Below are 15,535 nucleotides of genomic sequence, written 5' to 3'. Positions count from 1 at the left end.
AGCCCCACCGGACCGTTCCGGCGGGGCTGTCGCCTATCAGGGTGGTGTGGCCCGCGGCCACTTCCCCGGGGGTGGCTCCGCAGGTCAGGGTGCAGGCAACTGATTCGCACCACCACGGGGGTTGATTTCCATGCGCATGACCGTTCTCGCCGCCACCCTGGCCACCACCGCCCTGGCCGCCACCGCGCTGATCCCGCCGGCCGTCGCCGACTCGGCGGTCCGTTCCGACTCGGCGGTCCGTTCCGCGTCCGCGGTCCGTTCCGCATCCGCCCGGCCCGGGGCCTGCGGAAGCGGCCAGCTCTGCCTCTGGGAGAAGCCGGACTTCACGGGCGCCCGGCAGATCCACGAGCTGGCCACGATCGACATCGAGAGCTGCGTCCCGCTGCCGGCCGGCAGCAAGGTCCAGTCGCTCGCCAACCGCACGGGCCGCCCGGTCACCACGTACCAGTCGGCGGAGTGCGCCGAGACCGGCGAATTCGAGACCTATCCGGGCGGCGGCACCTGGGTGCCCCAGTCGCCGTACCAGGTCAGGGCGTTCAAGGTCTGGGAGAGCTGACCCGCGGACGCCGAAGGGCGGCGGGACCAGCAGGTCCCGCCGCCCTTCGGCCGTGATGCGCCGTACTTACGCGTCGCCGCCGGCCGCGCCCGGGTCGGCCGCGGCCACGTCCAGCAGGTCGTACCGGTCGATCGCCGTCTTCAGCAGCGAACGGTCGACCCGGCCCTGCTTCGCGAGCTCGGTGAGCACCGCGAGGACGATCGACTGTGCGTCGACGTGGAAGAACCGGCGGGCCGCGCCACGGGTGTCGGCGAAGCCGAAGCCGTCCGTGCCCAGCGACTGGTACGAACCGGGCACCCAGCGCGCGATCTGGTCCGGCACGGAACGCATCCAGTCCGAGACCGCCACGAACGGGCCCTCGGAGCCGGAGAGCTTCCGCGTGACGTACGGGACGCGCTGCTCCTCCGCCGGGTGCAGCAGGTTGTACCGCTCCACGTCCACGGCTTCGCGGCGCAGCTCGTTCCAGGAGGTCGCCGACCAGACGTCCGCCCGGACGTTCCACTCGTCGGCGAGGATCCGCTGCGCCTCGACCGCCCACGGCACCGCCACACCGGACGCCATGATCTGGGCCGGGATCTCGCCCCGCTCGGCGGCCTTGTAGCGGTACACACCCTTCAGGATGCCTTCGACATCCACGTTCTCCGGCTCGGCCGGGTGCTGGATCGGCTCGTTGTAGACGGTGAGGTAGTAGAAGACATCCTCGTTCTCTTCGGGGGTCCCGCCGTACATCCGGCGCAGACCGTCCTGGACGATGTGCGCGATCTCGTAGCTGAACGCCGGGTCGTACGCGACGCAGCCCGGGTTCGTCGAGGCGAGCAGCTGCGAGTGGCCGTCCGCGTGCTGGAGACCCTCACCGGTCAGCGTCGTACGACCGGCGGTCGCACCCAGCACGAAGCCGCGCGCGAGCTGGTCGGCCATCTGCCAGAACTGGTCGCCGGTGCGCTGGAAACCGAACATCGAGTAGAAGACGTACACCGGGATCAGCGGCTCGCCGTGCGTGGCGTACGCCGAACCGGCGGCGATCAGCGACGCCGTGCAGCCGGCCTCGGAGATGCCGTCGTGCAGCATCTGACCGGTCGGCGACTCCTTGTACGCGAGCAGCAGATCCCGGTCCACCGCCTCGTACTGCTGACCCAGCGGGTTGTAGATCTTCGCGCTCGGGAAGAACGCGTCCATACCGAAGGTGCGGTACTCGTCGGGCGCGATCAGCACGAAGCGCTTGCCGATCTCCTTGTCCCGCATGAGGTCCTTCAGGATGCGGACGAACGCCATGGTCGTGGCGATCGACTGCTGACCCGAGCCCTTCTTGGCGATCGCGTACGTCTTGTCCTCGGGGAGGACCAGCGGCTTCGCGCGCACCACACGGGTCGGGACATAACCGCCCAGACTCTTGCGGCGGTCGTGCATGTACTGGATCTCTTCCGAGTCACGGCCCGGGTGGTAGTAGGGCGGGTAGCCCTCGTCCAGCTGCTTGTCCGTGATCGGGATGTGCAGCCGGTCGCGGAACCGCTTGAGGTCCTCGACCGTGAGCTTCTTCATCTGGTGGGTCGCGTTGCGGCCCTCGAAGTTCGGCCCCAGCGTCCAGCCCTTGACCGTCTGCGCCAGGATCACCGTCGGCTGGCCCTTGTGGGCCTTGGCCGCCGCGTAGGCCGCGTAGACCTTCCGGTGGTCGTGACCGCCGCGGCCCAGGTGCAGGATCTGCTCGTCGGTCATGCCCTTGACCATGTCGCGCAGCCGCGGGTCGTCCCCGAAGAAGTGCTCACGGATGTACGCGCCGGACTCGGTGGCGTACGTCTGGAACTGGCCGTCCGGCGTGGTGTTCAGCTTGTTGACCAGGATGCCCGTGCGGTCCTGCGCGAGCAGCGGGTCCCAGGAACGGTCCCAGACCAGCTTGATGACGTTCCATCCGGCGCCGCGGAACTGCGACTCCAGCTCCTGGATGATCTTGCCGTTGCCGCGCACCGGGCCGTCGAGGCGCTGCAGGTTGCAGTTGACCACGAAGGTCAGGTTGTCCAGGCTCTCGCGCGCGGCGATGGAGAGCTGACCGAGCGACTCCGGCTCGTCCATCTCGCCGTCGCCCAGGTACGCCCACACATGCGACTGGGAGGTGTCGGCGATGCCGCGCGCCTCCATGTAGCGGTTCATCCGGGCCTGGTAGATCGCGCCGAGCGGGCCGAGGCCCATCGAGACGGTCGGGAACTCCCAGAAGTCCGGCATCAGCCGCGGGTGCGGGTAGCTGGACAGGCCGTTGGGCGCCTTCGACTTCTCCTGGCGGAAGGCGTCGAGCTGCGCCTCGCTCAGCCGGTCGAGCAGGAAGGCGCGGGCGTAGATGCCCGGGGACGCGTGTCCCTGGAAGAAGATCTGGTCGCCGCCGAGGCCGTCGTCCTTGCCCCGGAAGAAGTGGTTGAAGCCCACGTCGTACAGCGAGGCCGAGGAGGCGAAGGTGGCGATGTGGCCGCCGACCCCGATCCCCGGACGCTGGGCGCGGGACACCATCACGGCCGCGTTCCAGCGGGTCGCGTTGAGGACCTTGCGCTCGATCTCCTCGTCGCCGGGGAAGAACGGCTCGTCCTTCGTGGCGATCGTGTTCACGTAGTCCGTACTGCGCATCTCCGGCACGGCGACGCGCTTCTCGCGCGCACGCTCGATGAGCCGGAGCATCAGGTAACGGGCCCGCTCACGGCCTCGCTCGTCGACCGCTGCGTCGAGCGAGTCGAGCCATTCCTGGGTCTCTTCGGGATCGAAGTCCGGGACCTGGCTCGGCAGGCCGCCAATGATGATCGGGTTGCGATCGGATCCGGAAGCCACGCTGTTCCTTCGCTGTTCGGTGCTGCTCTACGGGGCCTGGTACGGGAGAACATGCCCCCGGGATGTATGCATGTACGCCATCACCATCGTGTACCGCGGGGGCGTAAACGTCACCTCTACCGAGGGGTAACCGCCGTGTTGTGAGACATCACATCCGTGGCGCGGGGATGTGCTGGTCCAAACCGCAACCTTACGCCCAAGCCGTCCAAGCGTTCCCAAAGGATGTCCGAATCCGAATGGTGGATCGAAACGGCATAAGCTGTGGAAGGACGTAAAGGGTGTGGTGGGTGGTGTCGGCCCCGCGAGGGGCTGCCGACCGTGCGGCGACGTGGCGGGGAACGTCCCCGTTTAGGCGGTCTCGCACGCTGGGTACTTGCGCGATCCGCCGCTCCCGTGTGGACTACGGCCAACGCCCCGCGCACGCGCGTGGCTGAAGCATTTTCCGAAACATGATCAGGAGGCAACCCGTGAGCGCGACCGCGGACCACGCGGAGGAGCGGACCAACCCGGCAGCACGCCTGGGGTTCGAGCCCGGACAGGTGGTCCAGGAGATCGGCTACGACGACGACGTCGAGCAGGAGCTCCGTGAGGGCATTGAGGCCACAATCGGCCAGGATCTCGTCGATGAGGACTACGACGACGTCGCAGACGTCGTCCTGCTGTGGTTCCGCGACGAGGACGGCGACCTTACGGACGCGCTGGTGGATGCCATTGGTCTGATCGAGGACGGCGGCGCGGTCTGGCTGATGACGCCGAAGACCGGCCGTGACGGATACGTCGAACCGAGCGACATCAACGAGGCTGCACAGACCGCCGGTCTCTCCCAGACCAAGAGCATCAATGCGGGCAAGGACTGGACGGGCAGCCGTCTGGTCACACCGAAGGCGGCCAAAGCCAAGCGCTGAACCGCGTTCGCCACGCACTCGCCCCGAAGACCCCCGACGGCATGGACCGCCGGGGGTCTTCCTTCTCGGCCGCCCCGGCGGCCCGCGCGGGCGCCGCAGGGCCGCTACGGGCGCTGTACGGCCTGCTGCGGGCTCTGCGTAGGGTGGGAGGCACCCGGACAGCCCAGCCCGGTGAACGTAGCGAAGGGACGCGTTTCATGGCGATCGAGGTCGGCACCCAGGCCCCGGATTTCGAGCTGAAGGACAACCACGGCCGGACCGTGAAGCTCTCCGACTTCCGCGGCGAGAAGAATGTCGTACTCCTGTTCTACCCGTTCGCCTTCACCGGCGTGTGCACGGGTGAGCTCTGCGCGCTCCGTGACGAGCTGCCGAAGTTCGAGAACGACGACACGCAGCTGCTGGCCGTCTCCAACGACTCCATCCACACCCTGCGCGTCTTCGCCGAGCAGGAAGGTCTGGAGTACCCGCTGGTGTCGGACTTCTGGCCGCACGGCGAGACCTCGCGGGCCTACGGCGTCTTCGACGAGGAGAAGGGCTGCGCGGTGCGCGGCACCTTCATCATCGACAAGGAGGGCGTGGTGCGCTGGACCGTCGTCAACGGTCTGCCCGACGCGCGCGACCTCAACGACTACATCAAGGCTCTCGACACGCTCTGATCCGGGTTCGACGGTCCGGGGCCTTCGCTTCGGGGCCTTCGCTTCGGGGTCTCGGCTCCGGGGTCTCGGCTCCGGGTCTCCGCTCCGGGCCAGTGGATCTGCGGGCGGCCCGGCCAAAAGCCTGCTTTGGCCGGGAACCGGTCACTAGGATCCAGTCGTTGATCGGATGCCAACGCAACGTGGAGGCGCCGGCTCCTGCCGGCCCCCAAGGAAACCAATGGGAGGACTCGTGGGAGTCAGCCTCAGCAAGGGCGGCAACGTCTCGCTGACCAAGGCCGCGCCCAACCTGACCGCGGTCATCGTCGGTCTGGGCTGGGATGCCCGTACCACCACCGGTGGTGACTTCGACCTCGACGCCAGCGCCCTGCTGACGAACGCCGAGGGCAAGGTCGGCAGCGACGGCAACTTCGTCTTCTTCAACAACCTCAAGAGCCCCGACGGCTCCGTGGAGCACACCGGTGACAACCTCACCGGTGAGGGCGAGGGCGACGACGAGGTCATCAAGGTGAACCTGGCCGGCGTTCCGAACGATGTCGACAAGATCGTCTTCCCGGTCTCGATCTACGAGGCCGAGACCCGGCAGCAGAGCTTCGGCCAGGTGCGCAACGCGTACATCCGCGTGGTCAACCAGGCGGACAACAGCGAGCTGGCGCGCTACGACCTGAGCGAGGACGCCTCGACGGAGACCGCCATGGTCTTCGGCGAGCTGTACCGCAACGGGGCGGAGTGGAAGTTCCGTGCCATCGGTCAGGGTTACGCCTCGGGGCTGCGCGGCATCGCGCAGGACTTCGGCGTCAACGTCTGACAAGGCGGAACCGGGCAGCGCCGTCACGGCTCCGTCCGGCCCACGTCAGCATGTATTTCCGTCCGGCGCCGCACGATGTGCGGCGCCGGACGCGCTAGACAGGCCAACGGCTCGAAGGCTCGACAGCGCGAAGGCTCGGCGGCTCAATGGGCTCGACAGCTCAACAATCGGTTCATCGACTCGGGGAGGACACACCATGGGCGTCACGCTCGCCAAGGGAGGCAACGTCTCCCTCTCCAAGGCCGCACCCAACCTCACCCAGGTGCTGGTCGGGCTCGGCTGGGACGCACGATCCACCACCGGCGCCGACTTCGACCTCGACGCCAGCGCGCTGCTGTGCCAGTCGGGCCGGGTGCTCGGCGACGAATGGTTCGTGTTCTACAACAACCTCAAGAGCCCCGACGGTTCCGTGGAGCACACCGGCGACAACCTCACGGGTGAGGGCGAGGGCGACGACGAGTCGGTCATCGTGAATCTCACTCAGGTACCCGCGCACTGCGACAAGATCATTTTTCCGGTCTCGATCCATGAGGCGGACAATCGAGGGCAGACCTTCGGCCAGGTCAGCAATGCGTTCATCCGCGTGGTGAACCAGGCGGACGGCCAGGAACTCGCGCGCTACGACCTCACCGAGGACGCCTCGACGGAAACGGCGATGATCTTCGGCGAGCTCTATCGGTACAACGGCGAGTGGAAGTTCCGTGCGGTGGGACAGGGGTACGCGTCAGGACTGCGCGGGATCGCTCTAGACTTCGGGGTCAACGTTTCGTAAAGCCGCGCACCGCGCGGGGGAGCCCCGTACACACCCGGGGGAGACCCGTTACACACACGATGGGGTAGCCAGTGCTTCTGAAAACCTTCGGCTGGTCGTTCGCGGTTACCGCGCTCGGCCTGGTCGCAGCGATGATCTACGGGGGGTGGGAAGCCTTCGGCGTGGTCGCGATTCTTTCCGTCCTCGAGATCTCGCTGTCCTTCGACAATGCGGTGGTCAATGCCGGAATCCTGAAGAAGATGAATGCCTTCTGGCAGAAGATCTTCCTCACGGTCGGTGTGCTCATCGCGGTCTTCGGTATGCGGCTGGTGTTCCCCGTCGTGATCGTGGCCATCACCGCCAAGATGGGTCCGATCGAAGCGGTCGATCTCTCGTTCAACCAGCCCGACCGCTATCAGGAACTGGTCACGGACGCCCACCCGGCTATTGCCGCGTTCGGTGGCATGTTCCTGCTGATGATCTTCCTCGACTTCATTTTCGAGGACCGTGACATCCAGTGGCTGCACTGGATCGAGCGCCCGCTCGCCAAGCTCGGCAAGGTCGACATGCTGTCGGTCTGCATCGCGCTGATCGTGCTGCTGATCGCTTCCATGACCTTCGCGACGAGCGCGCACCAGCACGGCGGCGGCCACGTGGACAAGGCGGAGACCGTCCTGCTCGCCGGAATCGCCGGCCTGATCACCTACCTCATCGTCGGCGGACTCTCCGGCTTCTTCGAGAACAAGCTGGAGGAAGAGGAGGAGCGGGAGCACGAGGCGGAGGACGAGGCCAGGAAGTCCGGCAAGAAGATCTCCGCGATCGCACTCTCCGGCAAGGCCGCGTTCTTCATGTTCCTCTACCTGGAAGTGCTCGACGCGTCCTTCTCGTTCGACGGCGTCATCGGTGCCTTCGCCATCACCAATAACATTGTGCTGATGGCCCTCGGCCTCGGTATCGGCGCCATGTACGTCCGTTCGCTCACGGTCTACCTGGTCCGCCAGGGCACCCTGGACGACTACGTCTACCTGGAGCACGGCGCCCACTACGCCATCGGCGCGCTGGCCGTCATCCTCCTCGTCACCATCCAGTACCAGATCAACGAGATCATCACCGGTCTCGTCGGTGTCGTGCTGATCGGCTGGTCCTTCTGGTCCTCGGTGCGGCGCAACAAGGCGCTGGAGGCCGCGGGCGGGGGCGACGACGCGGGTTCCAAGGCAGAAGTCACGTCCGGGGTGTGACCCGGTAGGGATTGAGGAACGCTCTCAGCGGGGCGGTCCGTACGGCGACGGTTCTCCGGGAACACCCGGACCCGGCCCGGCGGCCGCCCCGCAGTGATGTGGGCGCCCGGTGCTACACGGGGCGGCCGCAGGGCCGGGGCACTTGTGTTTCTACCGATACGTGTGGGGGTTGGGGATGGCGTTCTGGGACAGCCTGTGGCCACGGAGAGAGACGCAGTTCGAGTCGGGCAACGCGTCGACCAACTCCATCGTGCTCACCAGGCGGCACGCCACGGTCTCACTGACCAAACAGGGTGCGCTGACCGGCAATCTGCGGGTCAACCTCTCCTGGCGGATGCGTACGTCCGACATCGAGGGCAGGTCGCGGACGAGCGGCCGGCTGCTGCGGCCGATGAAGCTTTTCCAGCCCGATGTGGTCCAGGCGCACACCCAGGGCATGGTCAACGTCGACCTGGACCTGGGCTGCATGTACGAGCTGAAGGACGGTACCAAAGGTGTGGTCCAGCCGCTGGGCAACCTCCTGGGCGACCTGAACGCGCCACCGTACATCCGGCTCAGCGGGGACGACCGTTTCGGGGCGCCGTCGGGCGAGACCGTCTACGTCAATCTCGACCAGCGCGACCAGTTCAAACGGCTGCTGTTCTTCGTCTACATCTACGACCAGACGCCGGCCTTCGACCGTACGCACGCCAAGGTGACGCTCTACCCGGGCAACGGCCCGCGGATCGAGATCGAACTCGACGAGCGGGCCCCGCAGGCCCGCTCCTGTGCCGTCTTCACGGTGGAGAACGTCAAGGACGAGCTGATCGTGCGGCGCGAGGTGAAGTTCGTGTACGGATTCCAGTCGGAGCTGGACCGGCTGTACGGCTGGGGCATGCAGTGGGGACGCGGCTACAAGTCCCGGGCCTGAGGCCCGAGGGGGCGCAGGCCGTCTCAGGGCTGTACCAGTCTCAGGACCGTACGAGTCTCAGGACCGTACGAACTGCGGCCCCTGCGGCGGCAGCACGAAGTTCGGGTCGGGGGCGGGCGCAGCCGCCGCGGCGGGCTGCGGGTAGCCGTAGGCGGGCTGGGCGGTGGCGGGCTGCGGATAGCCGTACGAGGGCTGGGGCACGGGCCGGGGAGCCGGCTGGGCCACCGCGGGCTGCGGGTAGCCGTACGCGGGCTGCTGGTGCTGGACCGTGATCTGCGAGTCCGGACCGGGTGCCGGTGCCGGCGGGAACGTGGGCGCGGGCGGCGGGAAGCCGGGCGCCGTCACGGGGGAGGGCGACGGGGCCGCGGCAGGCGAAGGAGCGCCTACGGGCGAGGGCACCGGATCGGGTTCCGCCGCGGCCTCCGCCTCGTCCACCGAGATGCCGAAGGCGGTCGCCAGCCCCACCAGACCGGTCGGATAGCCCTGTCCCACGGCCCGGAATTTCCAGCCATCGCCGCGCCGGTAGAGCTCGCCGCAGATGATCGCCGTCTCCTCGCCGGTCTCCGGCCGCACATCGAAGACGGCGAGCGGGTCCCCGCCCGCCGACGCCGCGTCGTACAGCAGGATGCGCAGATCGAGCACCTGAGCGAACGCGGCTCCGTCGGAGGACGCGGCGACGACCACCTGGTCGACCGAGGGGTCGAGCGCGCCGAGGTCGGCCTCGATGCTGTCCGTGAGCCCTTCGGGGACGCTGCGCTTCGGCAGTCGTCGCACCAGGCCGGAGGGGTGACGGGGCTGGTTGTAGAAGACGAAGTCCTCGTCCGAGCGCACGCGGCCACCGGGTCCGAGCAGCAGGGCCGAGGCGTCCACATCCGGAACCCCGGCGCCCGGGGTCCAGCGCAGCACGGCCCGTACGGCCAAGGCGTCCAGAGGGACGTTCGAACCCTTCACCATCGCGTGCGTCATGCCCGTCATCCTGCCTGCTGACTGCCCGCGCGGACAACGCGGGGGTCGCACCGGATGTCTCGCCGGTGCGTCGGAACCACGTCGGAACCACGTCGTCCGCAGAGCTCCGACCCGTCGGGAAATGGACGAGTTACCCGGAATTCATGCACGTGGGGAACTGTCGACACCCGCCCGTACGTACTATTACCGGCCATACGTTTTCCGGTCGATCCGGCAGTTCGGGGGAATCACATGCGTCATTTCGGGCATATTGCGCCCGCTGTGCGAGAGGGTCTGTTCTTCCAGGAGCCGTGCGAGTTCGGTGCGGGCTCTTCGCCGCGCACGCTTTCGGCCGCCCTGGGAGCGACCCTGTACAGCCCTGCCACCAGGCCGAGACTTGCTGACGACGTCATCAAGCAGGCCGGGCGCGGGGTCGTCTCGATGGTGCTGTGCCTGGAGGATTCGATCGACGACTCCGAGGTCGTCGGCGCCGAGGAGAACCTGGTCAGACAGTTCGCCGACCTCGACGCGCGGGGCGTGGAGGTGCCCCTTCTCTTCATCCGGGTCCGGGAACCGGGCCAGATCACCGACGTGGTGCAGCGGCTCGGCTCCGCGGTCCGTTTGTTGTCTGGTTTTGTACTTCCCAAGTTCACCGAAGAGCGTGGCGTTCCCTTCATGGAAGCGCTCGGCAACGCCGAAAAGGCGTGTGGGCAGCGACTGTTCGCGATGCCGGTTCTCGAATCGCCCGAGCTGCTGCATCTGGAAACCCGCGCGGAAACACTCCGGGGAATAGCCCGCACCGTCGACAAGTACCGCGAGCGGGTGCTCGCCCTGCGGCTCGGCGTCACCGACTTCTGCTCGGCGTACGGGCTCCGCAGGGCGCCCGACATGACGGCGTACGACGTACAGATCGTCGGCGCCGTCATCGCCGACGTGGTCAATGTGCTGGGCCGCTCGGACGGCACGGGCTTCACGATCACCGGTCCGGTGTGGGAGTACTTCCGGCTCCAGGAGCGCATGTTCAAACCGCAGCTGCGCCGCAGCCCCTTCCTGGAGGGCCGGGCCGAGGAACTGCGCACGGCACTGATCGAGCACGACCTGGACGGGCTGCTGCGCGAGATCGAGCTCGACCGGGCCAACGGCCTGCTGGGCAAGACCTGCATCCACCCGTCGCACGTCGCACCCGTGCACGCACTGTCCGTGGTCAGCCACGAGGAATTCAGCGACGCCCAGGACATCCTGCGGCCGGAACGCGGCGGCGGTGGCGTCCTGCGCTCCGTGTACACGAACAAGATGAACGAAGTGAAGCCGCACCGCGCCTGGGCCGAGCGGACCCTGCAACGGGCCGAGGTCTTCGGCGTGGCGAGGGAAGACGTCGGCTTCGTGGATCTGCTGGCCGCGGGCCTCGCGGAATGAGCGTGTCTCGATGAGCGAGCGCGCGGCAAGGAAAGAGACGGCGAACGTGGTGTGGTCGGGCAGCTGGGTGGCGGAGCGACTGGGCGTCGACCTCGTCGGCGACGGAAAGCCCGACGGCGACGGGGAGCTGAGAGAGCTGCTGGGCCTCGCCCTGCGCCGCAACCCCAAGCGGGCCCACCTGCTCGTGTCCAACGTGCTCGGCAAGCACGTGCCGCAGAAGCCCTCCGTGGTGTACGGCGCCGGATTCGAGCTCGGCCGGCGGGTGCACGCACTCCTCGGTGACGCCGAGGCCCGCCGGGCGGTCGTGCTCGGTTACGCGGAGACGGCCACCGGACTCGGCCACGCGGTCGCCGACGGGCTCGGCATGGCGCCGTACCTGCACTCGACGCGCCGCCCCGTCGACGGCGTGGAGCGGGCAGGCGGCTTCGAGGAGTCGCACTCGCACGCCACCTCGCACCTGCTGCTCCCCGAGGACCCGAACCTGCTGGCGGGCGAGTGCGACCCGGCAGGCGAGGGCGCGCCCGTGGCGGACGCGCCCCTGGTGCTGGTGGACGACGAGTTCTCCACGGGCAACACCGTCCTCAACACCATCCGGGCGCTGCACGAGCGGTACCCGCGGAGCCGGTACGTCATCGTCGCCCTGGTGGACATGCGGTCCGCGGCCGACCGGGGACGGCTGACCGGGTTCGCCGCGGAGATCGGCGCGCGCGTCGACCTGGTGGCGAGGAGCTCGGGCACGGTCGCCCTCCCGGAGGGCGTCCTGGAGAAGGGCCGGGCGCTGGTCGCCGCGCAGGAGAGCGCCGCCGCGAGCCCGGAAGCGGCCGCCGGGACTGTTCGCCGGCCGTGCACCCGGGTGGACCTCCAGTGGCCCGCCGGTGTGCCCGACGGCGGACGGCACGGCTTCACCCCCGCCCACCGGGCCGCCCTGGAGCCGGCCCTCCCGGCCATGGCCGCCCGCGTCGCCGCGGCACTGGGCGACGCCCGCCGCGTACTGATCCTCGGCTTCGAGGAGCTCATGTACGCCCCCCTCCGCCTGGGCACGGCCCTGGAGGACCACATCGACGCGGAGGTGCGCTACTCCACCACCACGCGTTCCCCCGTCCTCGCCGTGGACGACCCCGGCTACGCGATACGCAGCCGGCTGGTCTTCCCGGCCCACGACAACCCGGCCGACGGACCCGGCGACCGGTACGCGTACAACGTCGCGGGCGCCGGTTTCGACGCCGTGGTCGTGGCCGTCGACTCCACCGCCGACACCCCCGAACTCCACGCCCCCGAAGGCCTGTTGGCGCAGCTCGCCGCCCACGCCGACCACGTCCTGCTCGCGGTCGTTCCGTCGTACGTCCCGTCGAAGGACCGGCCGGACCTTCCCCCACACGTAGCGTCGGACCTCCCCGCACGCGTCGCGCCGGACCTTCCCGTCGCGCCGGACCTTCCCGTACACGTCGCGTCGGACCTCCCCTCGTACGTCTCCGAACGGCAGGAACCCCCCATGCTGCCCGAGCCCCTCCGTGGCCCCGCCTTCTCCTCCTACGCACCGGACGACGTCGGCTGGCTGCTCCAGGACCTCTCGGGCACCGAGCTGGAGGCGCCCATCGAGGAGCGCGAGGAGGCGATACAGAGCGGTGGCGCGCACTACGCCGAGTCGCTGCCCGTCGAATACCAGCCGTCCGCCCAGTACCAGGACCTCTTCAAGGCCGCGCTGGAACTGTCGGCCGCCCGCGTCGCGCGTGCCGTGGGAACCGTCACCGAGACGGTTCTCGCCGAGCGGACGCCCCGCCCCGTCCTGGTCTCGCTCGCCAGGGCCGGCACCCCCGTCGGCGTACTCATGCGCCACTGGGCCCGGCACCGGCACGGGCTCGACCTGCCGCACTACGCCATCTCCATCGTCCGGGGGCGCGGCATCGACGCCACCGCGCTGCGCTGGCTGGCCGCCCACCACGATCCGGCGGATGTCGTCTTCGTCGACGGCTGGACCGGTAAGGGGGCGATCACCCGTGAACTCGCCGTGGCGCTCGCCGAGTTCGACGGCTTCAACCCCGAGATCGCGGTCCTGGCCGACCCGGGCGGCTGCGTCCGCACCTACGGCACCCGCGAGGACTTCCTCATTCCGTCCGCCTGTCTCAACTCAACCGTTTCCGGGCTGATTTCGCGGACCGTCCTGCGCTCCGACCTGGTCGGTCCGGAAGACTTCCACGGTGCGAAGTTCTACCGGGAGCTTTCGGACGCCGATGTGTCCGGCCACTTCCTCGACACCGTCGCCGCCCACTTCGACGAGGTCGCCGACGCGGTGGACGCCGAGGTCAAGGAGCTGCTCGCGGCCGACCGCGCGCCCACCTGGGAAGGCTGGGCCGCGGTGGAACGCATCAGCGAGGAGCACGGCATCCACGACGTGAACCTCGTCAAGCCGGGCGTCGGCGAGACGACCCGCGTACTGCTGCGCCGCGTCCCGTGGAAGATCCTCGCCAAGCGCGGCGCGGGCGCGGACCTGGAGCACATCCGTCTGCTGGCCGAGCAGCGGGGCGTACCGATCGAGGAGGTCGACGAACTCCCGTACACCTGCGTCGGGCTGATCCACCCGAAGTACACCAGGGGCGCGACGGGCGCGGACGGCACGGCGGTGGAGTCCAAGTGACCACCCCGCCCACCGCCCCCGTCCCCGCCACCGCTTCCGTCCCCGCCGCCTCGGCCGCCCCCGTGACGCTGGTGGCCAGCGACCTGGACCGCACCCTGATCTACTCGGCCGCCGCGCTCCAGCTCCCCATGCCGGACGCCGAGGCCCCCCGGCTGCTCTGCGTAGAGGTGTACGAACACAAGCCGCTCTCCTACCTGACCGAGACGGCCGCGACACTGCTGGACGAGCTCGCCCGCTCCACGGTCTTCGTCCCCACGACCACCCGCACCCGCGAGCAGTACGGGCGCATCCATCTCCCCGGCCCCGCACCGCGGTTCGCGATCTGCGCCAACGGGGGACACCTCCTGGTCGACGGGGTGTCCGACCCCGACTGGCAGACACGGGTGGCCCATCGGCTCGCCGACGAATGCGCCTCGCTGGCCGAGGTCCGCGCCCATCTGCTGGCCGCGGCCGACCCCGCCTGGCTGCTCAAGGAGCAGGTCGCCGAGGACCTCTTCGCCTACCTCGTCGTCGAACGCTCGCTGCTGCCGGAGGGCTGGGTCAAGGAGCTGGGGCAGTGGGCGGAGAACCGCGGCTGGACGGTCTCCCTCCAGGGCCGCAAGATCTACGCCGTGCCGGGCCCGCTGACCAAGAGCGCCGCGATGGACGAGGTCGCCCGACGCACCGGCGCCACGCTCACTCTCGCCGCCGGTGACAGCCTCCTCGACGCCGACCTGCTCCTCGCCGCCGACCACGCCTGGCGCCCGGCCCACGGCGAACTCGCCGACACCGGCTGGAGCGCCCCGCACGTCGACGTGACGGCCGAGCGCGGCGTGGCGGCGGGCGAGGAGATCCTGCGGCACTTCCTGCGGGCCTCGGGCCCGGGGCGGACGCCCTCGTCCGGCGGGAAGTAGCAGTATGTGAGGACGGGCCCGTCCGCCCGGTACGACCGACGAGGAGCAGCGATGTCCAAGGGCAACGAAACCAAGATCACGGACGAGCTGTACGCGTACATGCTGGCGCACAACCCACCGCTCGACGCGGTGCAGCGCGAGCTCGTCGAAACCACGTACGCCCGCCTGCCCGAGCACGCCGGCATGCAGTCCGCCGAGGAACAGGGGCCGCTGCTCGCCTTCCTCGTCCGGCTGACCGGGGCCCGGCACATCGTGGAGGTCGGGACGTTCACCGGCTTCTCCGCCCTGTCGATGGCACAGGCACTGCCCGCAGACGGGCGGCTGATCGCCTGCGACATCTCGCAGGAGTGGACCGCGTACGGGCGCGAGGCCTGGGAGAAGGCGGGCGTCGCCGACCGGATCGAGCTCCGTATCGCCCCCGCGCTCGACACACTGCGGGCGATGCCGGCCGAGCCGCACATCGACCTCGCCTACCTCGACGCGGACAAGGGCAACTACATCCCGTACTGGGAAGAACTGGTGCCCCGGATGCGGCAGGGCGGCCTCGTCGTCACGGACAACGTGCTCTTCCACGGCGGGGTGACCGACCCGCAGGCGACCGGCGCAGCGGCGGCGATCAAGGAATTCAACGACCATGTGGCCGCCGATCCGCGGATGGACAGCGTGCTGCTCACCGTGGCCGACGGACTGACGCTCTCCCGCAAGCGGTAGGAGCCGCGAGCCGACGGCCCCGGCCGGCCGCTCTCTCAGCCGCAGCAACCCCCGCCGCAGCAGCCGCCCCCGCCGCCACCACCGGCCGACGGTGCGGCGGGCGCGGACTTGGCCGACGACCCGCCCACGGCCACGGTGGACAGCAGCTTCACGGTGTCGGCGTGCCCGGCGGGGCAGGAGGCCGGGTCCGAGGACTGGGCCATCGGGCGGCTGAGTTCGAACGTGTCTCCGCAGGAGCGGCAGCGGTACTCGTAACGAGGCATGCGTCCAGGCTATCCGGCACGGACCGAGACGCAGTACGGGTTA

Annotated in this window: 14 protein-coding genes; 11 read left to right on the top strand and 3 right to left on the bottom strand. The window is 69.1% G+C overall.

Annotated features, from left to right (window positions below; all coding sequences use genetic code 11):
- The first annotated feature begins 130 nt into the window (after nt 1-130).
- A complete protein-coding gene (locus OH735_RS11005) occupies nt 131-556 on the top strand; it encodes a peptidase inhibitor family I36 protein (protein WP_406381195.1) in 426 nt (141 codons plus the stop codon).
- 66 nt (nt 557-622) lie between these two features.
- On the opposite strand, the gene aceE is transcribed toward OH735_RS11005, so the two are convergent.
- Complete coding sequence (gene aceE, locus OH735_RS11000; protein ID WP_406381194.1) at nt 623-3,364, bottom strand: pyruvate dehydrogenase (acetyl-transferring), homodimeric type; 2,742 nt, start codon at nt 3,362-3,364, stop codon at nt 623-625.
- 467 nt (nt 3,365-3,831) lie between these two features.
- Here aceE and OH735_RS10995 point away from each other — a divergent pair, with 467 nt between their 5' ends.
- From OH735_RS10995 to OH735_RS10970, 6 genes are all read left to right on the top strand, one after another.
- Nucleotides 3,832-4,269 carry a DUF3052 domain-containing protein gene (locus OH735_RS10995; protein ID WP_093895494.1) on the top strand — a complete coding sequence of 146 codons (438 nt, stop codon included), beginning with the start codon at nt 3,832-3,834 and terminating at the stop codon, nt 4,267-4,269.
- A gap of 197 nt (nt 4,270-4,466) precedes the next feature.
- Nucleotides 4,467-4,925: a peroxiredoxin gene (locus OH735_RS10990; protein ID WP_093895495.1), complete on the top strand. Its 459-nt coding sequence runs from the start codon at nt 4,467-4,469 to the stop codon at nt 4,923-4,925.
- A 229-nt stretch (nt 4,926-5,154) separates the two neighbouring features.
- Nucleotides 5,155-5,730, top strand: a complete 576-nt coding sequence (locus OH735_RS10985) for a TerD family protein (protein WP_406386521.1) — start codon at nt 5,155-5,157, stop codon at nt 5,728-5,730.
- A gap of 196 nt (nt 5,731-5,926) precedes the next feature.
- On the top strand, nt 5,927-6,502 hold the full coding sequence (locus tag OH735_RS10980; RefSeq protein ID WP_384460342.1) for a TerD family protein: 576 nt from the start codon (nt 5,927-5,929) through the stop codon (nt 6,500-6,502).
- Between the two features lie 71 nt (nt 6,503-6,573).
- A complete protein-coding gene (locus OH735_RS10975; RefSeq protein WP_406381193.1) occupies nt 6,574-7,719 on the top strand; it encodes a DUF475 domain-containing protein in 1,146 nt (381 codons plus the stop codon).
- A gap of 175 nt (nt 7,720-7,894) precedes the next feature.
- The gene (locus tag OH735_RS10970) at nt 7,895-8,629 is read left to right on the top strand and encodes a Tellurium resistance (protein WP_406381192.1); all 735 of its coding nucleotides are present in this window, start codon (nt 7,895-7,897) and stop codon (nt 8,627-8,629) included.
- 57 nt (nt 8,630-8,686) lie between these two features.
- Here OH735_RS10970 and OH735_RS10965 read toward each other — a convergent pair whose 3' ends face one another.
- Nucleotides 8,687-9,595: a TerD family protein gene (locus tag OH735_RS10965; protein ID WP_406381191.1), complete on the bottom strand. Its 909-nt coding sequence runs from the start codon at nt 9,593-9,595 to the stop codon at nt 8,687-8,689.
- Between the two features lie 231 nt (nt 9,596-9,826).
- Here OH735_RS10965 and OH735_RS10960 point away from each other — a divergent pair, with 231 nt between their 5' ends.
- The 4 genes from OH735_RS10960 to OH735_RS10945 all read left to right on the top strand — a co-directional run bounded on the left by OH735_RS10960 (nt 9,827) and on the right by OH735_RS10945 (nt 15,229).
- On the top strand, nt 9,827-10,990 hold the full coding sequence (locus tag OH735_RS10960; RefSeq protein WP_406381190.1) for an HpcH/HpaI aldolase/citrate lyase family protein: 1,164 nt from the start codon (nt 9,827-9,829) through the stop codon (nt 10,988-10,990).
- A gap of 10 nt (nt 10,991-11,000) precedes the next feature.
- Complete coding sequence (locus OH735_RS10955) at nt 11,001-13,625, top strand: phosphoribosyltransferase (protein WP_406381189.1); 2,625 nt, start codon at nt 11,001-11,003, stop codon at nt 13,623-13,625.
- A 62-nt stretch (nt 13,626-13,687) separates the two neighbouring features.
- Nucleotides 13,688-14,518, top strand: a complete 831-nt coding sequence (locus OH735_RS10950) for an HAD family hydrolase (protein WP_406386519.1) — start codon at nt 13,688-13,690, stop codon at nt 14,516-14,518.
- Between the two features lie 51 nt (nt 14,519-14,569).
- The gene (locus OH735_RS10945; RefSeq protein ID WP_406381188.1) at nt 14,570-15,229 is read left to right on the top strand and encodes an O-methyltransferase; all 660 of its coding nucleotides are present in this window, start codon (nt 14,570-14,572) and stop codon (nt 15,227-15,229) included.
- Between the two features lie 35 nt (nt 15,230-15,264).
- Here the strand turns inward: OH735_RS10945 and OH735_RS10940 are convergent, their stop codons facing one another.
- Nucleotides 15,265-15,492: a zinc ribbon domain-containing protein gene (locus tag OH735_RS10940; protein WP_114244342.1), complete on the bottom strand. Its 228-nt coding sequence runs from the start codon at nt 15,490-15,492 to the stop codon at nt 15,265-15,267.
- Between the last annotated feature and the right edge of the window lie 43 nt (nt 15,493-15,535).

Origin of the sequence: Streptomyces sp. NBC_01618, assembly GCF_045209435.1 — a bacterium.
Classification (GTDB): Bacteria; Actinomycetota; Actinomycetes; order Streptomycetales; family Streptomycetaceae; genus Streptomyces.
The sequence above is the reverse complement of the archived record's forward strand: the minus strand, read 5'-3'. Positions and strand labels throughout refer to the sequence as shown.